Consider the following 25,791-nt stretch of genomic DNA (forward strand, 5'->3'; position numbering starts at 1 on the left):
CGCGAAGCGCTCCAAACTATTCACTCAGTCACTCATTCGCTCATCCACTCATTCTACTCACATGCAAAAATTCGACAGCATCATCTGTGTAGGGCAAACCACCTGGGAGGGCGACTTTCAGAAGGCGGTGGTGCAACTCATGCGCGAACTATCGGTGCGGCATCGGGTGCTGTATGTTGATTACCAGCATACGGCCAAAGACCTGCTGATGGGTGTGTTAGGTCGGCAAAAGGGGGTCCCCGTTAAAACAATGGTCGGTCTGACCGATGCATTGGTGACGAAAGAGGGTAAAGACGGCAGCGAGGTATACGTCTGGCAACCACCCGTCATGCTGCCCATTAACTTCCTGCCCGCTACGGCGCATGACCGGTTTTTGCCCATCAATGCGGGCCGTCTGGTGCGCCAGCTGCGTAGGGTGATGAAGCAGCTTGGCTTTATGAAATCGCTGATAATCAACGGAATGCATCCGGTCTTGGGTATGGCGATGCTGGGTAAACTGGATGAAGCCGCCACAATCTATTACTGTTTCGACGAAATCACGATCTCGCCCTGGATGCGCGAACACGGCGGTCGCTACGAACCCGACTATATGCGCCGCGTCGATGCGGTCATCACTACGTCCGACGCTCTCCGCGAAGCCAAAGCGGTGGTACAACCCCGCACGTTCTGCGTAAAAAACGGCGTCGACTTTCCGCTCTTCAGCCAAACTTATGAACTGGCCAAAACGGCCAAATCAACCACCGTGAGGCCCATTGTCGGCTACCTCGGCACCGCCGACGACCGCGTGGATGTCCAGACTGTAGAGCATTGCGTCCGCACCATGCCCGACGTTGATTTTCAGTTCATTGGTGAGATTAAGGAACCAGCCATTACGCAGAGGCTTGGCGCATACCCCAACGTAATTTTCACGCCGCCGCACCAACCTTCCCTATTGCCGCCGCTGTTGGCCCGGCTGTCGGCCACGATGATTCCGTTTGTCTGCAACGCGCACACGAAGACGATCTACCCGCTAAAAATCAATGAATACCTGGCCGGGGGCCTGCCCGTGGTGTCAACGCCCTTTTCCAATCTGTCTGATTTCGACGGGGTTGTGCCACTAGCTGCTACGCCTGAAGCTTTCGCCGCTACCCTCCGTAACGCCCTTAATGATACGGCTCCCGACCGCGTTCAGGCCCGCATCGACATGGCCCGCGCCAATTCATGGGCGCACCGCGCTGAGGAGTTTGAGGTTATTTTCAGCAGCTTGTAATCAGCCCATTTCGCGGCGTACCTGTTGTACAAAAGCCACTGTCACCTCGGCGAGATCAGCAATTTGTTCGTCAGAAAACGGTGTTTGCCGAATCATCTTGACGAACACAGCCCGGCTTTTCCGGCTCTCTCCTTCGTTAAGCCCTTACTCAATTCCTTGTTCGATACCCTGCCTCTGGGCGCGGTCAAGCAAAAATTCTTCGAGTTCCATCGTCTGTTGGTTAAGAAATCCAACGCTTTGGTAATAGTTCTTCACAGCCGTATCCAGCCTGTTGGTACCAAATCCTTTGTGTCCCAGGGTTTGTTGGCAAACCAGCGCTGGGGGGCAATCACCTGCTTGTCGGGGCGGGGGTTGAGCCACGCGCCCCACCAGCTAAAACTGCTGTTGGCAATGATCTGGTGATGGCAGAGACTCATCAGTTGCAGGTCGTCGAGGTCAGCGTCGGGACCGGAATTAGCTACCAAAACGTGCGGTTGTTCGGTACGGATGTTAGCCCGGACCCAGTCAGGATCGTCGCTGAATAGAAACAACGTAGCCTCAGGAAACTGCGTTGTAAGCCTGGAAAGAGATTTTTGGTAGTAGTCGAGTCCCACAAATCCGAATGACTGGCTGAACTCTGGGTGAGTGACATAGTCGCCCCGACGGATGTGGACGGAGATGGGTATCTCGGCCTGTGAAATCTGCTCCTGGTAGGCCAGAAACGTGTCGCCGAGGGGCCGGTTGAAGGTTAGTTCCTGCCGGATCTGCGCGGCGCTCCGGGCAAAATACTGCTCCGACTGCCAGAACCCCCACAAAATTGTGAACGGTGCCGCCGGACGAAGTACGGTTGGATCGAAGTGGAAATGGGACTCGAAGCGAGTGTCGATCAGGGGAGGTAATGACCGCTTTGGCAGCAGTCGCGTCGCTTTCGAAGCATACAGCCACGGCGACGAATCGAGCAGGTTGTAGTCAATGGAAAACCGGTCGAGCTTGAACTTACGGACCGTGTCGGTGGCATACTCCTGATGAAAGTACCGCAGATCAAACCACAGTGAGGTGTTCCCCTGCACAGCCAAGTGCCGCCCCAGGGCGTATTGGAACAGCTGATTGCCCAGGCCGGATGTGATTTTAGAAATAACCATGTGTCGATTTACGATTTACAACGTAGAGGGTACGAGTCAAAGCGAGGCTTGCCGGCGTCAGCCATAAATCGTCATTCGTACAGCGTAAATCAATACGTCTTCTCTACTATCCTCAACAGTTCGTCCCGACTTTTGGCGTGTAAAATACGAGCGCCGGAAAGGGCAGGAAACAGCGTTTCGTATTCATTAAAATCATGTTCGAAGCCGCCGCCGGGGTAGGATAATAAAATGTTGGTGCCACCGAAGCAACTCGCCAATGCCGCCGTGCCGCCGTGCATGGAAATGAAGTGATTGCAATTGGCATACACCATCAACTGCAGATGGTTGAAATTTTCGACAACCTGGCGATGCTGATCAAACAAATCATTCATTAGCAACACGTCGGGGTGGGTTGTGCGCAGCCAGGCGTGTTCACCGAGGTCCATAATTTCGCTATTGTCATGCACAATCTGCTCTCCCAGCGGCCGGTTATAGATAACCTGGTATCGTGATTTAAGGCCTGAAAGCAGCCGGTCCAGGGCAGGAATATCCAGAAAATTAATCGGTGGTTTATCCCACTCGATGTTGTACTTGTTGGCGATAATCAACAGGGGCTTGTCATAGACAAAAACGTTGTTCTGGTAGTGCGCTTTAAACGGCACCCTCACCCATTTCGAAAAATCGAAATGGGGAGCGTGGGTCATGTTTGGAATGCTGTAATTGCCGTATCCGGCCTCCCAAACGCGTTTTTCGTATTTTTCTACATGATCCGGACTGAAAAAATAGAATGGCTTTGTGTTTTTACTGGCTATAGTCTGCTTTAGCGTTCCGTTGAGAAAATGCCAGTAAGCAAACGGCAGAACATAACGGATTTCCTGATCAAATTCGCCGTAAAACCTGATCACTTTGTAAGGCGCTCTAGTTAAAAAATCGGCTCGCCAGAACCGTATTTGGTTGAGCCGGGCAAAGTAATTGTCGCGCACAAAATAGCGTAGATCGGGCCGGATGCGGGGGTACCGCAACGCAGCCAGTACGTACAGCGATTTCAGGAGCAATGATTTCATTTAGCCAACCACTTCGTCATAAATTGTTAATAATTGCTTTGCCGTGTTTTGCCACGAAAACAGCGCGGCCCGCGCCAGTCCGCGCTGGCGAAGGTCATGGCAAAGTGCTGCGTCAGTAAGCAGCCGGTTCAACTGTTGAGCCATGTCGTCGGGCGAGGCGGGGTTGGCCAGCAGGGCGGCCTCACCAGCCACTTCGGGCATGGCCGAGGTGCTGGCCGTGAGTACCGGCGTGCCGCAGGCCATGGCCTCCAGAATGGGTAAGCCGAAGCTTTCACGCAATGATGGGCACAAAAATACGCCCGCCAGATTGTACACTACTGGCAGCACGGTGTTGGGGATGTAGCCGCACAAAATGATGTCTTCGGTCAGGATTTGCCCGTCAATCTGCGCCAGCACGTCCTGCACATAGGCTGATGTCACGTTAGCAATTACCACTGGCAGAGTCAACTGCCTGCGCTGCTTCATCAACAACAAAGCCCGCAACACATTCGGTACGTTTTTCTTGGGGTCGGGGTTGCCCAGGAAAAAGATAAACTGCTCTGGCAGTGCATACTGCGCACGAACACGGGTCAATATTTCTGGGTCTGTAATAACCCGAAACTGACGGCTAACAGCATTGTGCACGGTGGTTACCCGTGCCGGGTCGACGCCCAGGTGATCAATGATGCGCTGCCGCTCGTAGTGCGATACGGTCAGGATCCGGGCGCTGGTTTTCACCACGCGGGGTACGTTCCACCGGCGGTATACATTGCCGAACCGTTGGTACCAGGTGCCCCCAACAACGGCTTTTTCCAGGAAAATGATGTCATGCAATGTGAGCACCACTGGTACCGAACTTCGCAGCGGGGCCGTGTTGGCCGTGCAGTGCAGCACGTCGAGCCGTTGGCCGGGGAGCGCGTTGGGTAAAGCCATCTGCTCCCAGACCGGATACGGCCCCGTTAGCTCCACTACAGATACGTTGGGCGATGCAGGCAGTTCATTTGGGCTCGATTTTGACGTATTCTGAACCGCAGTGGCTGTTTTCGGCGCTGGCTTCGTAAAGACAACCAATTCATGCTCAGCGTGTTCGGCCAGCGCGTGGAGGGTTTCGAGGGCCACAATGTCCATGCCGTGCTTATGGGAGCGGAGCAGCCGCTGAGCTTCAAAACCAATGCGCATAAGGGCGGTGGGGTCAAACAGTATAGCAAGTTACGGGCGAATGAGTGGTAGACAACGCTCCGGCCCAGGCTACGGCCGCTGGATGTTGGTTATCAACCCAAAAATTCGCTATGGTAAACAGACCAGCACCCCCAATTTTGTCGTCGGCCACGATATGCGTGCCGGCCAGGACGGGCACGTGGGGAAGGTGTTCGCTGAGGCCCAGGCCCGTGGCTTTCACGAGCGCCTCCTTTCGGGTCCAGAGATCATAAAAGGCATGCTGGGAATTAACTTGTTGGGCCGTATAATCTTGTTCTATATTGCTTAGCACGCTATTTGTTAATGAATAATAGTCGAAGCCTGACTGGATTTCTTCTACGTCGATGCCTACCGCCTGTTTGGCTAATGCCAGAAGTACCCAGGCGCCGGCATGAGCCAGGTTTACCTGCCAGCCTGCGCTGTTTACCCATTCGGGCTTGCCGCGTGGGCCTACCAGAAGTTCTATCTGTTCAGGTGATTGACCAGAAAAATGCGCTGTAACTTGCCGCAGTAAACTGCGACCCAGTACAAACCGCTGTCGGTCGATAGATTGGTGAAATCGGCTGGCCCGCTGCCACTCAGCCGTGGTAAGCAGGTGTAGTGGTGTGGAAGTGGCCATTGGGCTGTTTACGGCGCACCGGAACACCAAAACGCTGGTATCAGGCGCATTGTCGCGGGCGTTGGCTGACCAGGGTAACCAGGAAACGAGGGGTAATGTCAGGCAGGAAACGGTGGCCATCAACGGGAATTGTAACGGGCCGCAATGGCCTATAAAAGGGGTGACGTTACTAGATGTTTAGAGTCGAAAAACAAGTCATGGTCACCCTTTTGCCGGTTGGTCGCTACCCCGCCAAACGAAACCTATGCGCTCGTTTCGGCTTATTCTGGCCGACGCTGGGCCTGTGGCTGCTCGTGTGCACAGGGGCCTATGCTCAACCTTGCCCGGCCGCCACCGCCGAGGTATTAATCAACGAAACGTTTGGCACGGCCGGTCATGTCCCCTCGCTCAACGGGCGCACTGCCTACCAGATCGCTACAACTCCCTGCCCTGAAGCTGGACAATACATGCTTGTCAACAACCTACTTGGCCAGTGTTTTGGGGTGTGGCACCTATTACATGAAGATCATACGCCCAACGACGCAAACGGTACTATGTTGATTGTCAATAGTTCGAATCTGGCAGGCCCGTTCTATCAGCAATCTTTGGCCGGTTTGTGCAGCGGCACCACCTACGAGTTTTCGGTCTGGGGCATCAACCTAGTTAAGACGGGCACCTGCACTAACCCCCTGGTGCCAAACCTGACCATTCGCATCGAAACCGAAACGGGGCAGGTGCTCAGCCGGGTCGATATTGGGTTGATGAGTGATACGAATACACCCGTCTGGCGGCGCTTTTCGGCCACTTTCACCACCCCCAACGCCGACGAACCTGTGCTGGTGAAGCTGATTAACCAGCAGGGTAAAGAAGGCTGTGGCAATGACATGGCTATCGACGACATTCAGTTGCTGCGCTGTACGGTATGCCCTCCGGCGCCGGTGTTTGTGCCGGAAGCCTTCTCGCCCAACAACGACGCGGCCAATGATAAGCTGGCCATTTTTGTGCGTGGCGCCGTTACCCTGCGCACCCGCATTTATGACCGCTGGGGCACACTGGTTTTCAACGGCAACACCGCCGCCGAGCAGTGGGACGGCACCTACCAGGGTAAGCCCTGCGCAACGGGTTATTATGCCTGGGAGCTAGCCTATGAAGTGGCCAATTCGCCCCGGACAACGTCTACATATACCCGCACAGGGCGGGTGTTGCTGGTCAGATAACCCGCTATGAAATATCTTCTGTGGCCGTTGGCCGCTATCGGCGTAACGCTGTTGGTGCTGAATGCTCCGTCCAAACCCCCGTCAACAGCTACGCAACAGCCTGTTGATCAGGCCAGAGCAGCCCGCCGGATTCCGATTGACCCCAGGCGATGGTATCAGGTCGTTAATGCCAGCACGGGGCTCGCGGGCCTGTTCGATGGGGTGTTGCAGGAAAACGTGAACACGGGCTGGAGCAAGCTGCTGCCCAATTATGACGCCTATTATCCGCTCCGCCCCGGCGAAACGATGCGTATCGACAGCATCCGTCTCTACGATTTCGCCGACCAGAACCTCGACAAGCCCATGACCCTTTCTGTCATTACCGACACCTGGCAGCGGGTGCCGATTGCGCGGTTTGTGGGGGCCAGTTATAACGAATGGGTAGGCCCCGACCCGGCGCATCCGGCCGTTTTTGCGTTGAAGAACCCCGTTGCCAATGCTCGTTACCTGGTGATCAATACCTGGGGAGCGTACCCCGCCGAAATGGAACTGTACGGTGCCTACACCCCCGGCAAAGACCCAATGACCACGCCCGTGCCGGTCCGGAAAACCCCGTTTGCGCAGGCTGTAGGCGTGAATATGTTTGAATGGAACCTGGAAGAAGCCGCCCGTTCGTGGGAGATTGACGAAAGCCGGGTACCCGCCGTGAAGGGGTTCGCTGCCGTGCGGCACTACATGGACTGGGACAAACTGGAAGGCGAACCAGGACAGTATACCTACAACCTCACCCTGCACGGGGCCTGGAACTACGACGCGCTCTATACCCGCCTCAAAGCCGAACATGTTATGGTGCTGGCCTGCCTGAAAACGATTCCGAAATGGATGGAAAACCTGTATCCGGCCGGTCAGCGCGACTACGGCAACAATCCCGTTCGCTACGGCAGCGATTTGACCAAGCCAGCCTCGTATGTGGAGCAGGCACGCGTGGCGTTTCAGTACATGGCCCGCTATGGGTTCAACAAAAAAATTGACCCCAGCCTGGTCAAAATCAGCACCGTAAAGACGTGGGCACCCATGAACGAAAAGAAAATCGGACTGGGGCTGATCCGGTTTATTGAGTGTGAAAACGAGCGCGATAAAACCTGGAAAGGCCGCGACGGCTACCAGACCGCCCGTGAATATGCCGCCAACCTATCGGCATTCTACGACGGACATAAAGGCGCGTTGGGGCTAAATGCGGGCGTAAAAACGGCTGACCCAGGGGTGACCGTTGTGATTGGGGGTCTCGCTGCCGCCACCACCGACTATGTCCGCGCCATGGTAGACTGGTGCCGTGAATTCCGTGGCTATCGACCCGACGGGCGCGTGGATCTGTGCTGGGACGTGATCAATCAGCACCTCTACGCCAACGATGCCCACAACTCACAGGGGATGGTGGTGGGCGACAAAAAAGCTACGCGTGGGGCCGCCCCGGAGGTAAGCGGCGTAGGTTTGCAGGCGCGCGAGTTTGTGAAGCTATCGCACGAGCTGGCTTATGATATGCCTGTCTGGATCACCGAAGCAGGCTATGATACCAACCCCGGTAGCCCGTTCCACGCTATAGCCATTGGCCCAAAATCGGTGCTCGACACGCAGGCCGACTGGACGTTACGCACGGCTTTGCTTTACCTCCGAATGGGTATTGACCGGGTGTTTTTTTATCAGCTCTACGACGAAAACCCTGCCGACGGCACCCAGTTCAGTTCAATGGGCCTCATCAACGGCAACAAAACCCGCAAGCCCGCCGCCGACTATCTGCATCAGGCCAGGCAACTCATTGGCTCGTACGCCTACCAGCAAACTATAGCCACCGACCCCCTCGTTGATCGCTACGAACAGGCTGGAAAACAGGCCTTTGTGCTCACCATCCCCGATGAACGTGGCCGTACGGCCACCTACCATCTGTCTATTCCCAAAGGTGATACTGTGCGGGTATGCGTACCCAGGGCGGGTCGCGAAAGCATGCCGTGCAGCCTTCAGATAAGTCGGCTAGGTAGTATTCCGGTTTTTGTCTCAGAGACACCTACCTTCGTGTTGCACAAGCCGCGTAACATTTTGCCGGTTTCACCGTCTAAAAAAAGTGAGTGAGGCAGGGCATGCATACCTGTACCATATCCAACAATAGCGTAACAGCGTAACACATGAGTACAACCAATGCGGCCATGAACGGGGGCAAGTGGATCACCATCGCCACGGTGGTGTCTACAGTACTTCAGTTTGCACAGGTAGCCGTTTTGGCCCGTTTACTCGCCCCCGACGACTTCGGTCTGGTGAGCGTAAGTAGTCTGATAATCACGTTCTTTCAGCTGTTTACGAACCTGGGTTTTTCCAATTCTATCATCTACAAGCAGGAGAGCGACCGCACCGTTTTGTCTACGCTCTACCTGCTGAACCTGCTGGTTGGCCTGTTCATTTTTGCGGCGGTGCAGGTTTCCACGCCAGCCATTGCGGCTTTCTACAACCAACCCAAGCTAGACAGGGTATTACACCTGTCGTCGATCTATTTTCTGATTGTTTATTTTGGGCAGATATACCTGTTTTTGATGGAGAAGGAACTGCGGTTCCGCTCCATTGCCAGCATCGAAATTATTGGGGCTGTAGTGGGAACAATCACCACCGTATCACTCGCCTACAGTGGCTACCACGAACTGTCGCTCATAATTGGGCAATTGGTAATGCAGGCCGTGAAAACCAGCCTACAGATCATGGTGGGGCGGGGGTTATTCAAACCGCTGCTTAAGTTTTCACTCACCGAAGCCAAAGATCACCTGCGTTTTGGCCTATATAATTTAGGCGACGGACTGCTTGGCTTTGTGCAGTCTAATTCTGATAATATATTGATTGGCAAGATGTTAGGCGTGGAGATGCTGGGTTATTATACTATTGCCTACCAGTTAGCCATTTTCCCAATCACCAAGCTGAACCCCATTATTTTGCAGGTGGCCTATCCCATTCTGGCCAAAATGCAGGGTAACAACGCCGAACTGAAACGGGCATACCTGAAAATCCTCGACATACTCAGTTACTGCAACATGCCCCTGCTGGCAGGCCTGTTCGTGACCGCCGAAAGTGTGGTGCCGCTGGTGTATGGCCCCGGTTGGGAAAAAACGATTGAGCTTATCCGCATTTTCGTGTTTGTGGGCTTGTTTATGTGTCTCAGCCACCCGCTCTTCACGCTGGCATTTACCAAGGGTAAACCCAACCTGCTGTTCTACCTGAACCTGGTAACACTGGTGGTGAAAATCCCACTGGTTTATTTCCTGGGGCAGTATTATGGAGTTATCGGCATTGCCACGGCTTTCCTGCTGGCTACCTTATTCAACCTGTTGGCCAACTTCGCCATTGTACATTTCCTCATTGGCGACTTCATGGGCATTTTCCTGAAAAATATTGTTCGGCCCACCATTTTCTGCCTGCTTATGGTGGGTGCTGTTACGGCCTACAAAGCCCTGCTTGGGCACGATGGCCCCATCAACACCATCGCTGAAATCGCCCTTGGCGGGGCAATCTATGCCGGCCTCACGCTGACCTTCAAACTCTCTATCGAAGAGTTGAAAACCTACCGGGAAGCACTCTGATTGGCTGTAGCAGCCTGCTAGTCAATACCACTGCCCTCTCCTTCTAACATTTCGTTACCTGTGCCGGTTTGGTATCTATCTTAAAGTCAGGTATGAATCAGGAGGAACGGTACGATGCTGTCATTATAGGGGCGGGGCAAGGCGGAAAGCCACTAGCCACGGCATTGGCTAAAAAAGGGTGGAAAACGGCTATCATCGAACGGAAATACGTTGGCGGTACCTGTATCAACTACGGTTGTACACCCACTAAAGCCCTGATTGCATCCGCGCAGATGGCGTTCGAAGCCCGTCGGGCCGCAACGTATGGCGTAGACACGGGCCCCGTTCGGGTTGATTTCAAGGCAGTTAAGGCGCGCAAAAATCGTATTGTCGACAACTTCCGACACAGTATTGAAACTGCTTTCGAGAAAACCGAAAACCTCACGTTGATTTACGGTGAAGCTCGTTTCATCGGCCACAAAATGATTGAGGTTGTTCTCAATGACGGTGATAAGCAGACAGTTACGTCTGAAACGATTGTGATCGACTGTGGCACAAGCGCGAAAACACCACAGCTGCCGGGTCTGGACTCAGTGCCGTACCTGACATCGAAAACACTGCTTGAACTCGACGAACTACCCGCGCATCTGGTGGTTGTGGGTGGCGGCTATATCAGCGTTGAGTTCAGTCAGATGTACCGCCGTTTTGGGTCTGAGGTTACGCTTGTGGTGCGGGGCAAACAACTGCTGGACCGCGAGGACGAAGACATCGCCACTGAACTGACCAGCATTCTGGAAGCTGAGGGCATTCATATTCACCTGAACAGCGAGGTGCAGGCCGTTCGTCAGGCGGGTGCCTACGCGCTGGAATTGACCGTGAAAACAGGCGACAGCACCCAACTGCTAACCGGTTCGCACCTGTTGCTGGCTATTGGTATTACGCCAAATACCGCGGCGCTCAATCTTGAGGCAGCAGGGATAGTCGTTGATGAGCAAGGCTTTATATCGGTCAATGATAAGCTTGAGACGAGCCAGCCTGGCATCTACGCCCTCGGCGACATCAAAGGTGGTCCGGCGTTCACCCATATAGCGTACGACGATTTTCGGATCCTTGAACAAAACCTGCTCAAAGGTGAATCGGCCACCATCACGGGGCGGCAGGTGCCCTATACCGTTTTCACCGACCCGCAACTGGGCCGGATTGGCCTGTCGGAAGCAGATGCCAGAAAGCAGGGCCGGGCCGTGAAAGTAGGGCGGATGCCGATGACCTCCGTAGCCCGCGCTATTGAAACCGACCACACGCTGGGGCTCATGAAGGTACTTGTTGATCCCGAAACGGACCTGATTGTGGGGGCGGCCATACTGGGTATGGAAGGCGGCGAGCTCATGTCGATGCTGCAGATTGCCATGCTGGGAGATCTGCCTTACCCGCGCCTTCGCGATGCAATTTTTGCCCATCCCACCCTGGCCGAATCGCTCAATAATTTGTTTAGTAAGCTGGAGTAAGCGCACCCGGCAGCCATGCTTCGCGTTATCCAACACAACCTCACCCGTATTCAATGCTGCTAACTGCTTTTCAGTCGGTACGAAATCATTCTGTTGCCCTCTGTGCGGCCCTTGAGCCCGAAGATTACGTCGTGCAGCCCACCGCCGATGTCAGTCCCCCGAAATGGCACCTGGCCCATATCACCTGGTTTTGGGAGACGTTCGTGTTGGTGCCCCATATGCCCGGCTATCGCGTTTTTCACGACGATTTCAGTTACGTATTCAACAGTTATTACGAAACCGTAGGCAAGCGGGTGCTGCGCACTCAACGGGGTAACCTCAGCCGACCTACCGTGGCCGACGTCTACCATTACCGCCGCTATGTAGATGAGCACATGACCCGTTTTCTGGTCAATGACCCTACCGACAGCGACCTGCGCAACCTGATTGTGCTGGGCCTGAACCACGAGCAGCAACACCAGGAACTGCTGGTGACCGATATCAAGTACATCCTGGGCCACAACCCGCTTCTGCCTGCGCTCGCGATGCCGGTTACGGAATACGTACCCAACCCCGTTTCGGCACCTATCACCGTACCTGAAGGTGTCTACGAAATTGGGTATCAGGGCGGCATGCCGGGCGAACCAAACCCGTTTTATTTCGACAATGAACTAGGCGTTCACAAGGTTTATCTGGCCAAAACTACCCTGGCAGGGCAGTTGGTAACCAATGCCGAATACCTCGAATTCATGGCGGCGGGTGGCTACCAGCACTTCGGCTACTGGCTGGCCGACGGCTGGGCGTGGGTGAATGCCAACGCCGTGCAGGCCCCGCTCTACTGGCATGACATCGATGGGCAATGGCACTACTATACCTTCGGCGGGCTGGTACCGATTGACCCCGCCGCGCCCGTCTGCCACGTATCGCAGTACGAAGCCGACGCCTTTGCCCGCTGGCGGGGCACACGGCTACCGACCGAGTTTGAGTGGGAGGTAGCTGCCGGTTTAGCGCCCCTCAACTGGGGGCAGCGGTGGGAGTGGACCAACTCGGCCTACTTGCCTTATCCTGGTTTCGTGACGGCGGGTGGGGCAGTAGGCGAGTACAACGGTAAGTTTATGAGTAACCAATTGGTGTTACGGGGTGGTTCTGTGGCCACACCCGCCGGGCATAGCCGCCCCACGTATCGCAACTTTTTTCAACCCGACAAACAATGGCAGTACACGGGAATCAGGCTCATTCAGGCCTAAACGGTAGTCAACTCCATCCGGTGCTCGACGCGCCCACGGCCCATGAAACTGAAGCTCCCGACCTGGCCGACGCCGTATGGCGAGGTCTGACCCAGTCGCCGAAGCAACTGTCGTCGCGGTTTTTTTACGACGATGAAGGCAGCCGCCTGTTCAGCGAAATCATGCACCTGCCGGAATATTACCTGACGCGTTGCGAATACGAAATTCTGGACACCTACAAGACCGATTTGCTGACCCTGTTCAGTGCCGATAACCGCCCGTTTGATCTGGTGGAACTCGGCGCGGGTGACGGCCTGAAAACCAAACTGCTGCTTAACCATTTCTGGAACGAGCAGGCCAACTTTACCTATACTCCAGTCGATATTTCCAAAGCTGCCCTCGACGGTCTGGTTGCCGACATTACCCAGCAGTGGCCCACTATGGCCGTTAACCCGCAGCATGATGATTATTTCAACACCCTAAAACGACTGGGCGACCGGGCCAATACCGACGGAAACAACACCCGCCTGGTAGTGCTGTTTCTGGGGTCGAACATTGGTAATTTCTCGCCTACTGAGGCCGTCGATTTTTACCGTCAGATAGCCCGCCACCTAAACCCCGGCGATCTGGTGCTGACGGGCTTTGACCTGCAGAAGCACCCCGCCATTATCCACGCGGCCTATAACGACAGTCAGGGCCTGACGCGGGCGTTCAATCTCAACCTGCTCCGTCGGCTCAACCGCGAACTCGGTGCTGATTTTGACCTTGCCGCCTTCGATCATTACGAGACTTACAACCCTGAAAATGGCGAGGCCCGCAGCTACCTGGTGAGTGAGAAAGAGCAGTTGGTCAAGCTAGCCGCGCTGAACTTGTCGGTGCAGTTTAGTCCGGGCGAAGTAATCCATACCGAGGTATCGCGTAAGTTCAGCAGAGCAGGCGTCGAACACCTCGCCCAACAATCGGGATTTGCGTTAACAAATTGGTTTACAGACGGTAAAGCGTACTTCGCCGACGTAGTTTATCAGAAATAAGGGTTCTCTGATCGTTACTTAAGGGGCACGGCCTCCTGCGTTGGTACCGGAATGCTGCGTAAATTCCGTGTCCAGGAGAATAAAACAATAGACCGTAACGGTCTGACGGTCAAAGCGTAGCAACTACTTCATTGCTCTTCTGATAGCCAATTCGCTGTGCGAGACAACTAATTTTAGTGGCTGGAGCTACCACAAAAGGGCCGGTGTATACCCGCCAGCCGGTGGTTTCGTTGCCGATCCGATAGCCGATTGATGCCCCTTCGGTGGGGCATTGAATCTGCAACCGCCCGTTTACCCGCGCCAGGGTAGGGTCGGCAGTAATGGGTGGCTTGTCGGCGCCGTGCCACCACTGTCTGATCAATTCTTTTTCGGGTATTGCACCAAAATCGGGTACAGTGTGCTGCCACTGCGCAAAGGCTTGCTGTAGCCGCTTCAACTGCGGAGCGAAGGCGGCATCGGCTGCCAGATTATGCAGCTGATAAGGGTCTGTTTTGAGGTCGTATAACTCTTCGGCAGGTTTGGTGGGTCGAAACCACTGCATCTGAACCGTATTGAGCCGACCTTCGTCCCGAAGCCGCAATAGCTCGGCCATCATGGGCTGCTGCTTGCGGTAGTCAAGATCCTGATACAGCGGTTTTTCGGGTAGAAAGTTGCGGATGTATTCATACCGCCCATCATGAACGGCCCGTACCCGGTCATATTCCGTGTCCATCCGGTCGCGCGCCGCAAATACGTAGCGGCGGGGTGGGTTGCCCGATGTACCTCCGTTTTTAGCGAAAAGAGCTTGTCCCTGCATTTGCTTCGGGGTAGGCAATCCCGCCAGGGTCAGCACCGTTGGGGCCAGGTCTATCATAGAAACAAGGTCGCTCCGGGTGGTTCCGGCATTTTTCCTGTTCGGAAAACGCACCAGGAGCGGCACCCGAAGACCCCGGTCATAGAGTTCACGCTTCACAAACGGAAGCCCGTCGCCGTGGTCCGACCAGAAAAAGATGATGGTATTGGCCAACAGACCATTTTCTTCCAGCTCTTTTAACATAGTACCCACCCAACTATCCATGTCGGCAATGTTACTGAAATGACGAGCCATGTCCTGCCGAACGGTCTTAGTATCAGGATAATAGGCTGGTATCTGGATACGATCAGGGCTAACGCGCAGGGGTAGTTTGGCCCGCGCCCATACCTGCGATTCGTGAGTAACGATGTTGTTAAAAACGGCAAAAAATGGTTGCCCGTCGGCCCTGTTTTTCCAGTGTGCCCGTGGGCTGGTTTCGTCCCAAACGGTAGGCGGCGCGTCGAACTGGTAATCTGTTTTCTCGTTATTTGTGCAATAGTAGCCGTTGGCCCGCAGGTATTCGGGAAAAGCCCGCACAGCCGGGGGCGGCACAATGGAATAGGCTCTAGGTAAGCCTGTTTTCTCCGGAAATGTGTTGGCCAGCGTGCGCATATTGTGTCCGCCGGTGGCCGTCTGATACATACCCGTGATAATGGCGTTGCGACTAGGTGCACACACGCCCGCGGTGCAGAAGGCATTGGTAAACCGCACCCCTTCGCGAGCGAGCCTGTCCAGATTAGGTGTGGGCACGGTGCTGTCTCCGTAGCAGCCCAGATGAGGCGACATGTCTTCGCACGACAACCAGAGCATGTTTGGTCGCTGTGCCACATCAGCCACTGGTTGATCTGGCAGCGTTGGTTGCCAGCGAAGTGCTAACATCCCAATTATGATGCAGGCAGAAAGAAGAAACCGGAGCGTTGTCATACAACCACAAAACCGCTCCTGCCGGGTGGCCTACTGTCGATCGAGTACTGCCTGGAGCTTGTCGGCAAATACCTTGTCGTTGGGCGGAGCGAAAATGTAGCTGTGTTCGCCGGGCACGTTGTGAACGTGGACTCCCTTGCGGGCAAAATCGCGCCAGCCGTAGAAGTCATAATCTTCCATGAAAAACGTCTGCACCGTAGCGCGGAAGAGGTGAACTTCCAGGTCGGCGGGGAGCAGTTGAAATTCTTCGAGGGCCAGGTCGTTGATGGCTTCGATACGGAATGTGGTGTCGAAAATGGCCTCCTGCTGCTGCTGCTGACCAAATTTCAGTTGCCAGTAGGCCTGAATCAACGTTCGGGCCAGTATTTGATCCAGGCGTTTGCCCGGTTTTAGCTGCCAGTATTTTTTGATCAGCCGACGATCAATCGACTCCATCTTATAGGCAACACCCTGTCCCCGGTGTTTCCTGATCAGGCGCAGGGTGTGCCCTACTTTGTTCAGGAAAAGACCTAGCCCCTGCGCTTTGCGTTGCCACCACGGATTGCTCCGACCGGCGTCGTAGGCGTAGGCATCGAACAGGGCAACCAGGCCTACGGGTCGACCCTGCTCCTGCAACTGCCGCGCCATTTCGAAGGCAACAATACCCCCAAAGGAGAACCCGCTGAGCAGGTATGGCCCGGTTGGATTGTGCATTACAATCTCGGCAACGTATGCCTCGGCCATTTCGGTGATACTCCGAAACGGTTCATCAACACCATTTAGCCCGCGCGCCTGCAGGCCGTAAACAGGCTGGTCTGGGTGAAGATTGTTAGCTACTGCATTGAACAACAGTACGTTGAGGCCAGCACCGTGCACAATGTAGAGTGGGTCACGCGTGCCGCCGGGTTTGATGGGTACCAGCGATCCCCACGACACAGGTTTGGCATTTTCGTGGATCAACCCGGCCATTTGCCGCACAGTGGGGTACTCAAACAGGGTGGCGAGGGGTAGTCGGCGTCCGGTCTGTTTTTCCAGTCGCGTCATCACCTGCACGGCAATCATGGAGTGCCCGCCGAGTTCAAAGAAATTGTCGTCGACACCCACCTGCGGCATGCCCAGCACATCGGCCCACAGTGATGCCAGCAGTATCTCTTCGGGCGTGGTAGGCGCGTCGTGCTGATCTGTTTCGGTGGCGTGGGGGGTTGGCGCGGGCAGGGCCTTTCGGTCTATTTTGCCATTGGCCGTGATCGGAAAACGCGGTAGCACCACCACATCGGTGGGCACCATGTAGTCGGGCAGGCGTTGGGCGGCCTGCTTTTTCCACTGCCGGATCTGCTCACCCGATACGGTGGGCGTGGGTGCATACGGCTCGTTAACAAACGCACGGGCATCGGCCTGAGTCAGGTTCAGCGCAATGGGTGGCGGCGGGAGGACAGGACCCAGTGAGTGGGGTATAAAGACCGCCTCGAACCGATTGTCGGCCCCGTTACTGCACCAGCGCACATGCGTCTGATACCCCATCGACTCGCCCAGTGTCCAGCAGACATCAGGGTCAACACCCGGCTCAACGTGGGTAAGTTTAGCCCGCACCAGGTCCATGGATGTGGCTGGGTCGGTTATGTCGAGCAGAGTCAACAGCGCAAAATCCGGGGCATTGCGGTGATTGGGCATGCCCGTGATGCACACCACCTGCCCGGGATACTGCGCCAGCTCACGTTCCAGAACAGCCGCGGATGATCCTGCCGCTGTGGTCAATGTTTTCCAGTCAATCGTCTGATTAACAGATACTACCGATGGTGACGTGCCCACGTAGAGCCACACATCGAAGTGGTATTTGGTGGTTTCGTTGATGGATTTTCCTTCCCGCAACTGTACATCAACCGCCGTGATAGCCGGGATGAGTTGAGGTAGCAGATAGAAAAATGCCGGGTCGGCCATCAACTCGTCGTCGATCCTGATTCGGCGTTCAACGGTGCGCTTAAAATCAGCAACCGACTGTTTTCCTGCCGAGCGGGGCAACTGATCCTGCGCGTGGTGCATGGTCTGCAACTGCTTGCTTTGCATGTCGCCCACAAATACGCAGCCGCCTGGTGCCGTAGCCATTACCGCCTGCTCAATAGCCCGGAGCAGGTATCGCCCATCGGGAAAATACTGCGCCACGCTGTGGATCAGCACCAGATCGAGGGATGCCTTTTCCACCAGCGAATAATCGTCGGCAGAGGCCGTCTTGGCCGTCACGTGTGCCCAACGGTCGGGCTGCGTGGCTAGTTTCTGGTTTAGGTTGTCAATAGCCGGTTGGGCGTAGTCAGTCGCAATGTACCGGTCGGTGTCGTCGGCGAGGGCGAAAAGTAACTGTCCGGCCCCACTGCCAACCTCCAGTACCCGCCGCGCCTGCAACGCCCGCAACCGCTTGATCGACTGCCCCAGCCATTCGTCAGCCTGCTGCTGAATATCGGTTTGGTTTGTGAGTTGTTTGGCAATAGCCACGTCCAGATCGGCAGATTGCCCCTGTTCACCGGGACCCATCTGATCGGTGGCGCGGGTGTAGATCACATCCCAGCGTTGGTGCCAGTCGGTACCGTCCGTATCGGTTTGAGCGAGTTCAGGCACCACATAAGCCACCAGGCGCTGATCGTTTTCGCGGTCTTCGCGGGCCATCACCACGGCTTCTTTGATACCGTCAATACCGACCAGTGTATGCTCAACCTCGCCAAGTTCAATACGGAAGCCCCTGATCTTCACCTGTTGATCAATCCGCCCCATGTAGACGATATCACCATCGGGCAGCTTCCGCGCCAGGTCGCCGGTGCGGTAGAGCTTATAGTCGGTTAAATAGGCGGGCTGTTTGGCCTCGCCCACCGCATGTCCGTTCAGTTTGCCCTTTGGAGCTACTATAAACGGATTATCGATGAATTTTTCGGCCGTCAGTTCGGGCTGATTCAGGTAATGTCCCGATACCCCTTCACCCGCAATGCACAACTCCCCTGCCTCGCCGGGTTGAGCCAGTTGCCCGGTTTCATCAACAATATAAACGGTGGTGTTGGCAATGGGATAACCAATGGTGATGCGCTCATCAGTAGGCAAAATTTGCTTGCCGGTAGCGTAAATGGTCGTTTCGGTGGGGCCGTAATAATTCCACACTTCACGGCAGCAGGCCAGCAGCGTTTTGGCCAGGTCTAATGGCAAGGCTTCGGCGCAGGAGATTACACGCAGATTGGGGTTTCCATGCCAGCCAGCCGCTAGCAGCATTCTGAAGGCAGCAGGGGTCGTTTGTAGAAACGTAATAGACTCCTGGTCAAGCAGTTTAGCCAACAGCTCGCCGTTACGTGTAGTGGCTGGATCAACCAGAATTAGTTCGGCGCCAGTGAGCAGTGCTGTGTATATCTCTACCACCGACAAGTCGAACGCAACGGTAGACAGAGACAGGGTCTTGTCGGCGGCTGTCAGGCCCGGTTCGCGTTGCACACTATAAAGCACGTTCGCTACGCTATGATGCCGAATGGCCGCACCTTTGGGCCGCCCGGTGGTGCCGGAAGTGTAGAGAACATAAGCAATGCTCATCCCCGTCGGTGCTGGCGTGGGGACTGTGTCCGGGTAGTGAGCCAATGTTGGCCAGAGCGTGTCGACCACCAACTCGCGCAATGACGTATCGAACCGCCCTTCGTTAGCCATCGAAGTAAGCACCACAGAGCAGGCAGCATCGGCCAGGATATAGTTGATCCGGTCGGTGGGATGTTGCGGGTCAACGGGCACGTAGGCGGCCCCCGTTTTCAGGATACCCAGCATGCTCACTACCATTGCCAGCGACCGGTCTACCGCCAAGCCAACGCGGTCTCCCGCCTTCACGCCCTGCTCAAGCAACAGATTGGCCAGTTGATTCGCTTTTTGGTCTAATTCACTGAAGGTCAATGCGTCACGCAAATAGCGGATGGCCGTTTTGTTGGGGTACAGTGCCGCCGTTTCGCTCAGGAGCGTGGTCAGCGCCTTGTCACGTGGATAAACCAGTGCGTTGCTTCTGGGCGAAGTGACTGGTTTGGGCAACGATTGGGTAATGGACTTACGGCTGTCGATCACCGTCTCCTCAGCGTCAATTTGTGCCAGCGCCAAATCGGGTTGCTGCAGTACAGCCTGTAGAAAATGGGCGAATGAGGTGTGGAACGCCCGGATGGTTGCTTCGTTAAACAGCCCTACGTTATAGGACCATTCCAGAATCAGCGTCTGCTCCGATCCTGTTGCATTGAGCGACAGTTCGAAGTTTTCGTAGGCGCGGGGATTGCTGATTAATGTGTGTGACAGCCCAACAAAAGCCACCCCCTCGTCAAGCCCCATGTCAACGTTGAACACCACCGGCACAAACGACACCCGCGCCGGATCACGCCGGATCTGAAGTTTCCGTAGCAAGCCACCAAACGTAATGCGCTGATGCTCAAACGCATCCATCCAGGTGGCACGACGTTCGCGGAGATGGGTATAAAACGATTTTTCGGGGGTATAATGGCTGCGTAGCGGTAGCAGGTTCACGCAATGGCCTACCAAACCATATAAATCAGTTACGGCCTGACCAGCGGCGGGTAGGCCCAGCACCAGGTCACGCTGGTGCGTGAGGCGCATGAGCCAGAGTTCAAATGCGGCCGTGAGGGTGGTCACCAGACTACATCCCGCCCGTATACCTGACTGCTTCAGAGCCTGCACAAGTTCCTTTTCCAGTGCCACATCCACGCGGTTACCTGCAAAGGTGCGCGGCACGGGGCGGGGGGCATCGGTGGGCAGGTCAACCAGGGGGACGCCGTCGCCGTAGAGGTTCAGCCAGTAAGCTTCGTGCTGACGATATTCATTGCTTTCCGTGTAAGCCTGTTGCGCCAGGGCGTAGTCGCCAAGCTGTGGTGCAGGGGCTAATTGAGGAGCTATTCCCTGAACCAGTGCGCTATACAACTGCCCCATGTCCTGCAACAAAATGCCCGTCGACCAGCCGTCACAGATAATATGATGTGCCGTCAGGGTGAAGTGATGCGTGGTATCATCCAGTTTAATCAGCGTAGCTTTCACCAGTGGTCCGTTGGTCAGATCAAACTGATGTTGCGCATCCGCCAGCGCCAGATCCGTTACCGACTGTTCCCGCTTTTCGGGCAAAAGAGCGCTGCTATCCAGATAGGTGAGTGACCCGGTTAGTTCACGAAAAAGGCAGCTTTGTTGCCCGTCGGCGCTGAAAGCCGTGCGCAGAGCTTCGTGACGTTGCACCAGGGCCAGCCAGGCTTGCTCAAAGGCATCTTTGTCCAACTGTCCAACCAGCCGCAATGATACCGATTCGTTGTAGGCTCGATTGGCATCAGCCCCGCCAAATTGGCAGGCCGTCCATATTTCAGCCTGCGCATCGGTTATGGGCGATACCCTTACCAGTTCGGGACCAGCGAATGGATCAAAGTCAACGACAGTAAGGGCAGGTTGGGTGGCACGCTTCATCGGATAGCCAAATCTACTACGGCTGTATTAAAAGTATGTGGTAATCTGCCAGTTTCTACACGATAACAGAGTTGGTAACTTACCGGCTGGTTCGCTGAGCCTGAAGGCGCGGGCCATTACTGTCCTGCTTCGGTTCTGGCGCAGCGGCACCCACGTCGCCAATATAATTGTTGCCTACCCGGTTTAATACCGTTAAAATAGGCTGTTGGGTAACGCGTTCGTAAAGAGAGAGCAATTGCTTCTCGGCCCGCGCCCACGAGCTGTTTGCATCGATGATGAGCAATGACAGCGCGCTGTTCTTGAGCAGGTAAACCGGCATCTGGTTATTAGCCAGGGCGGGCAGTTCCACTATGATCCGGTCAAACTGCGCCGCGTCGAAATCGTAGCTATGGTCGAGCAGGTAATCTATGCTTGTCACGTTCATAAAGTCGGGCTGAACGGTATAGGGCAGGTAGCTCACGTTTCGCTCAAATTCGCGCACTTCGCTACCTGTGTGGCGGGGGTAGCAATAGGCAACCCGGTGGTCGGCAGCGGTATACAGCCGCACCAGGCCGTGCGCTACCCAGCTTTTACCCTGTTTGGGTTGCATGCTAAACAGGTTAATAACGGGCGGAAATGGTTTGGCCGTTACCTGCGCAATTTCGATGTTGAGCGCGTTGAACAACTGCTCGAACATGCTGGTGGCTGCCCGATTGGCCCTACCCGTTGAGAGTGGATTCGTGACGGTTGGGAAAAATGCCGTAATGGGCCGGCCTATCAACGCTTCGGCCTGCTCAGGGGACTGGATACGCTTGTCAAGCCAGAACCGTAGCGCCATCAGCAGGAGGGCCAAAAAAATGCCTACGCCAATGCCCACAATCACGAGTTGTTTCCGCTTGGAAGGCTGCGGTTCAAGCGGAAAATCGGGTGCGTCGAGCACATCCAGTTTGCCACCTACCGCCACGTCCTGTTGCCGGGTACGTGACTGATCTACTTGCTGAAGCAGGGCGAAATATTCTTTCTCCGCCACGCTCAAATCTCGCTCTAACTGGCGCAGTTGTGACCCCAGCGGCTCATATTCACTTGTTTTGGCCTTGTATTCGCCAATACGCTTTTGGTACAATTCCAGCTTGGACGATGACTCTTCATATTCCAGCGACTTAGCAAGCCGGTCGGCGGCCAGCGTTTGCTGTGGCAATGCATCCGATGCATTGGTCGTGGCATCATAATCCTGCGCCGATGCTTTCAGGTCTTCCTGCGCCGCCGCCACAGCCGCCTGTAACCGGGTAAGTACTGTTTTTGGTTGACCATAGGCACGGGCGTTCGACAATTGGTTTTCGGCCTCAGCGAGCTTCCGCTGTTTTTCGTTCAAATCCGTATTGGCCGACCGGATGCTGCTTTGCTGACCCATGCGCTTATTGAGTGCATCTAATGAGGCTTTCGCCGCATTCTTGCGCATTAGCTCCTGATTATACTCATTGGTCAGTGCCTCGCGTGAGGTAGCCATGTTGCGGGCTTCTTCATCATAATCCAGTACGTTATGATTGGTATTGAACGCCCGCAAATTGCCCTCTGCTCTGTCCAGCGCCTCTTTCGCTCGTTTTAGTCGACCTTCGTAATAGCTTACTACCGAGTCTGTTTCCGACGTCTTGAAATACGAATTACGTTTGTTCAATACGTCGATGGCGTATTTCAGCGTCTGCTGGGCTACGGCGGGGTCGTTGGCCTCGTATTCCATCAGCAGCACGTCGTTGGTATTCTTCCGGGCTGAGCCCTTAATTTTCTCGCTCAACAGCCGGAATGAGTAAATCGAATTCTCCTGCAGCACCAGCGTTTTGATGGGGTTGGGCGTTGGCGACCGAACAAGGCTATCGAGTGCCCGGCGCAACACCTTTGGGTCGCCGTAGATGGGTAATTCGGCGCGAAAACTGGCCGGCACTGCCTTTTGCAGATCATAGAAGCCATTCCAGCCTAATACCATGCTGTCGGGATGAGCAAGCTCAAGATGGTCGGCCAGTAGATTTACGCCAACCTGAAGCAGGGTTTCCTTAGACCCCAACGTGCTTAGCAGGTTATCAAAAGCACTCACTGACCGGTCCATCACGGCACCCATCCGGTCGGTCATCAGCGAATAGCCCGATGCCAAACCCGTGTAGAGCGAGGTCTGCGATTTATAGATCTTTAGTTCGTTGCGCGTAACGTAGAAAGCCGTGGCTGCTGTCAGGCACGGGATTAGCGCAAACCAAAGTAGGTGCTGCCTCAGTAATCGCAGGAAGACAGAGATAGACATACGCCAGATCAGTTTCGTTTCAACCGTTGAATAGGTACACCCACCAATGCCTCAAAGGTGTGTACATTTTTTAAAAACTCGCCTTTCACCTGCTCCGAAATCGACTTTGTTTCCACGTAGCGTGTAGTAGCGTTAGCCATCAATTCGGCCGATAGGCGTCCTTTTTGCAATTCTACTTCAGCAATGCGGTAGGCTGTGAGTGAAGCCTGTTCGTCGAGCAGCCGTATTTTCAGTACCTGCTGGGCCGTAAGCATATCCTGGTAAATAGTGATCAGTTCACGCTTCAGTTGCAATAGTACCACATCTTTTTGGCGCTCACCGGCTTGTTGCGTGGCTTCGGCTTGCCGAATTTGGTGCTTACGGCCAAAAAGATCGTATAGCGATATGCGAGCATCAATACCTACCCGCCAGCCATTTGTCAATTGACCGATACTTCCTGTGCGGCCATTGGCATCAGGTACGCCGGTGGCCAGTAATGTCTGGTTGCCTCCTGAGTAGTTGCCAAAACCAGTCAGGTTCTGCAGAAGTTGCGAACGGGTTACGGCAGTGGCGGCATTCAGCGAGTTGATTACCTCGTCTTGGTATTTTAACAAAGGCGAATTGGCTGCCGCAATTTTCACGATCTGGTCAAAGGGTAACAACTGTGAACCAATATCCTGGTTGACATCCAGATAGAGCGTGTCGCCCGATAATCCCGTTGCCTTACCAAAGGCAACCATACCCCGCGCGCCACCCTGCCCAAAACTGACCATGGTGCACAGCAAACATAGTGTAGACAGCAAACTGAGCCGACGAAGCGTTTCGTTCGTCAGCGTCGGTACTCGGTTCATTCCCAAAGCGCGTGTTGATATAATGCGCACCTGGCCTTAACTGACTCGTGTGCAAACATCATCCTGGTTATTTTGACTTTTACTTGATAGTAATGTCACAACAAGCTCCTGAGGCATGTAACAGACCTGCGCAACATAGCTTACAGGTTCTGTGGAGTTAATGTGATAAGTGTTTCTAAACAAAGATAAACAACCCGTTGGATTGTTTATCGGCTATTCAAGGTGATTTGGGAAGTACGGTGCTGAAATATGTCGAACGGTACATGTTAAAGGTTGTTGCCGAAATCGTCGGCTGTGCCAGATGGCACGTTATGCCGCCCGAACGGCCTTCTCCCAAATGCCAGATAGCCCGCCATTCCAGAAGCGCACCAGGCCCAGCATAACACACCAGTTCATGAACACAAAATAGTAGGGGACAAACGTAGCCTTCCAGCGGGTTTGGCGGTTTTCGAGGTAATAGCCAACGCCCGCCATTGTGTAGAAGAGTGCCTGGCCAGCCAGCATGATGCACCAGAAAAGCCACTGTGCGCTACCCGCAGACAAGTCAGATACGATCAGGGCATTGAGTAATAGCAATAAAGGAAGACAAAACGGAGCGACTGCCCAGCGTAACACCCGGTGTGATATGTACTGAAAACTGAGCCAACCGTAGCGAAACGGGTTCAGCAAAGGCAGCAAACGCCCCATCGACTGAAAACCACCCGCTGCAATCCGCACTTTTCGTTTCTTTTCCTCCCGGATCGAATGCGATGGCCGTTCCATGGCATAGGCATCAGGCGCATAGTCTACGCGATATCCACGTCCAGCAATGCGCAACGAAATCATAAAGTCGTCCAGCAACGTATCGGCCTCGACAGGTTCATAGAGAGCCGTGCGGATGGCGAAGAGTTCACCGGCCGCACCAACAATGGTATGTAGTTCAGCGTCGAGGCGTTTTAAAAGAGATTCGTAACGCCAGTAGAGTCCTTCGCCACTGCCCGAAGCCGCTTCTGTGGCTTCGGTGCTGATTCGTTTTTCGCCGGTTACTGCGCCCACGCTGGCATTCGCAAAGCGATGCATAATTCGGCTTACAGCTTCGGGATTCAGCAGGGTATTAGCGTCGGTGAAAAGAGCAATAGGCGTTTGCACCAGAGGCATGGCATTATTCATGGCCTCAATCTTGCCTAGCCGACGTGTTCCCGACACAACTGTGAGGTTAGGCACCTGCGCTTTCATGGTTTCCAGGTATTCGGCGGAGCCATCGGTAGATCCTTCAACCACAAACAACAGGCGGACGTGCTGGGCGGGATAATTCTGCGCCAGGCAATTCTGCAATTTGGCGGGTAAATAGTCAATCTCATTATAAGCTGGTATAATGAGTGTCACGTCAAGGGTAGGCAGAGAGGGAAGGTCAAGCTGATTGGTATAGCCCAATAAGCGGCGCAGTTTCACCAGACCGTAGATCACGAAGCCGTAGCCTACATACGTATAGGCGATCAGCCCCGCCAGCAGCACAAAAAGTAAAACAGAGGGAATTGGCATGAAACTAAGGTGAAAAATACTTATCAGTTGACCGTCAGCTGGTAGCGAACCAGATAGGTTGCCGCCGCTGGTTGCGCTGGGCTCAGGGAGTACTGGATCGCGATCTCATCCTGATCAATAAATGGTAGTACCTGAGTGGTGTAGCGCTCTGTTTGCTTGTTGGTAAAAGCCAGGTTTACCAGCGATACGGCCAGCGGTTTCTCCCGCTTAACCGGTTGATACGTAATTTTATCGGTGATGCGCATAGGGATGATAG

17 protein-coding genes are annotated in these 25,791 nt (G+C 54.7%); 7 read left to right on the forward strand and 10 right to left on the reverse strand.

The window, feature by feature from the left end; genetic code table 11:
* Nucleotides 1-61: 61 nt before the first annotated feature.
* Entirely contained in the window at nucleotides 62-1,249 is a 1,188-nt protein-coding gene (locus J2I47_RS03230) for a glycosyltransferase (protein WP_207363098.1), read from the forward strand.
* A 251-nt stretch (nucleotides 1,250-1,500) separates the two neighbouring features.
* On the opposite strand, the gene J2I47_RS03235 is transcribed toward J2I47_RS03230, so the two are convergent.
* From J2I47_RS03235 to J2I47_RS03250, 4 genes are all read right to left on the reverse strand, one after another.
* Nucleotides 1,501-2,370, reverse strand: coding sequence for an alpha-1,2-fucosyltransferase (locus tag J2I47_RS03235; protein ID WP_207363099.1), 870 nt, complete (start codon nucleotides 2,368-2,370; stop codon nucleotides 1,501-1,503).
* A gap of 89 nt (nucleotides 2,371-2,459) precedes the next feature.
* Nucleotides 2,460-3,413, reverse strand: coding sequence for a hypothetical protein (locus J2I47_RS03240; RefSeq protein WP_207363100.1), 954 nt, complete (start codon nucleotides 3,411-3,413; stop codon nucleotides 2,460-2,462).
* Entirely contained in the window at nucleotides 3,414-4,571 is a 1,158-nt protein-coding gene (locus J2I47_RS03245; RefSeq protein WP_207363101.1) for a glycosyltransferase family 4 protein, read from the reverse strand.
* 13 nt (nucleotides 4,572-4,584) lie between these two features.
* Nucleotides 4,585-5,328: a 4'-phosphopantetheinyl transferase family protein gene (locus J2I47_RS03250; protein WP_207363102.1), complete on the reverse strand. Its 744-nt coding sequence runs from the start codon at nucleotides 5,326-5,328 to the stop codon at nucleotides 4,585-4,587.
* Nucleotides 5,329-5,405: 77 nt separating this feature from the next.
* On the opposite strand from J2I47_RS03250, the gene J2I47_RS03255 reads away from it, so the two are divergent.
* The 6 genes from J2I47_RS03255 to egtD all read left to right on the forward strand — a co-directional run bounded on the left by J2I47_RS03255 (nucleotide 5,406) and on the right by egtD (nucleotide 13,720).
* Complete coding sequence (locus J2I47_RS03255) at nucleotides 5,406-6,404, forward strand: T9SS type B sorting domain-containing protein (protein WP_207363103.1); 999 nt, start codon at nucleotides 5,406-5,408, stop codon at nucleotides 6,402-6,404.
* A 6-nt stretch (nucleotides 6,405-6,410) separates the two neighbouring features.
* Nucleotides 6,411-8,510, forward strand: coding sequence for a glycoside hydrolase family protein (locus J2I47_RS03260; protein WP_207363104.1), 2,100 nt, complete (start codon nucleotides 6,411-6,413; stop codon nucleotides 8,508-8,510).
* Nucleotides 8,511-8,563: 53 nt separating this feature from the next.
* Nucleotides 8,564-10,000: an MOP flippase family protein gene (locus tag J2I47_RS03265; RefSeq protein WP_207363105.1), complete on the forward strand. Its 1,437-nt coding sequence runs from the start codon at nucleotides 8,564-8,566 to the stop codon at nucleotides 9,998-10,000.
* A 92-nt stretch (nucleotides 10,001-10,092) separates the two neighbouring features.
* Complete coding sequence (locus tag J2I47_RS03270; protein ID WP_207363106.1) at nucleotides 10,093-11,484, forward strand: mercuric reductase; 1,392 nt, start codon at nucleotides 10,093-10,095, stop codon at nucleotides 11,482-11,484.
* 53 nt (nucleotides 11,485-11,537) lie between these two features.
* Nucleotides 11,538-12,710 carry an ergothioneine biosynthesis protein EgtB gene (gene egtB / locus J2I47_RS03275; RefSeq protein WP_207363107.1) on the forward strand — a complete coding sequence of 391 codons (1,173 nt, stop codon included), beginning with the start codon at nucleotides 11,538-11,540 and terminating at the stop codon, nucleotides 12,708-12,710.
* Entirely contained in the window at nucleotides 12,674-13,720 is a 1,047-nt protein-coding gene (gene egtD, locus J2I47_RS03280; RefSeq protein WP_207363108.1) for an L-histidine N(alpha)-methyltransferase, read from the forward strand. Before egtB ends, egtD begins: the two co-directional genes overlap by 37 nt.
* Nucleotides 13,721-13,829: 109 nt before the next feature.
* On the opposite strand, the gene J2I47_RS03285 is transcribed toward egtD, so the two are convergent.
* From J2I47_RS03285 to J2I47_RS03310, 6 genes are all read right to left on the reverse strand, one after another.
* Nucleotides 13,830-15,380: a sulfatase family protein gene (locus J2I47_RS03285; RefSeq protein WP_310587614.1), complete on the reverse strand. Its 1,551-nt coding sequence runs from the start codon at nucleotides 15,378-15,380 to the stop codon at nucleotides 13,830-13,832.
* A 126-nt stretch (nucleotides 15,381-15,506) separates the two neighbouring features.
* Nucleotides 15,507-20,915, reverse strand: coding sequence for a non-ribosomal peptide synthetase (locus tag J2I47_RS03290; protein ID WP_207363110.1), 5,409 nt, complete (start codon nucleotides 20,913-20,915; stop codon nucleotides 15,507-15,509).
* A 79-nt stretch (nucleotides 20,916-20,994) separates the two neighbouring features.
* On the reverse strand, nucleotides 20,995-23,184 hold the full coding sequence (locus J2I47_RS03295) for a GumC family protein (RefSeq protein ID WP_207363111.1): 2,190 nt from the start codon (nucleotides 23,182-23,184) through the stop codon (nucleotides 20,995-20,997).
* Nucleotides 23,185-23,192: 8 nt separating this feature from the next.
* The gene (locus J2I47_RS03300; RefSeq protein WP_229374227.1) at nucleotides 23,193-24,014 is read right to left on the reverse strand and encodes a TolC family protein; all 822 of its coding nucleotides are present in this window, start codon (nucleotides 24,012-24,014) and stop codon (nucleotides 23,193-23,195) included.
* Between the two features lie 309 nt (nucleotides 24,015-24,323).
* Nucleotides 24,324-25,535, reverse strand: coding sequence for a glycosyltransferase family 2 protein (locus tag J2I47_RS03305; protein WP_207363112.1), 1,212 nt, complete (start codon nucleotides 25,533-25,535; stop codon nucleotides 24,324-24,326).
* A gap of 23 nt (nucleotides 25,536-25,558) precedes the next feature.
* Entirely contained in the window at nucleotides 25,559-25,780 is a 222-nt protein-coding gene (locus J2I47_RS03310; protein ID WP_207363113.1) for a hypothetical protein, read from the reverse strand.
* Nucleotides 25,781-25,791: the final 11 nt, after the last annotated feature.

Origin of the sequence: Fibrella rubiginis, assembly GCF_017353185.1 — a bacterium.
Lineage (GTDB): Bacteria > Bacteroidota > Bacteroidia > Cytophagales > Spirosomataceae > Fibrella > Fibrella rubiginis.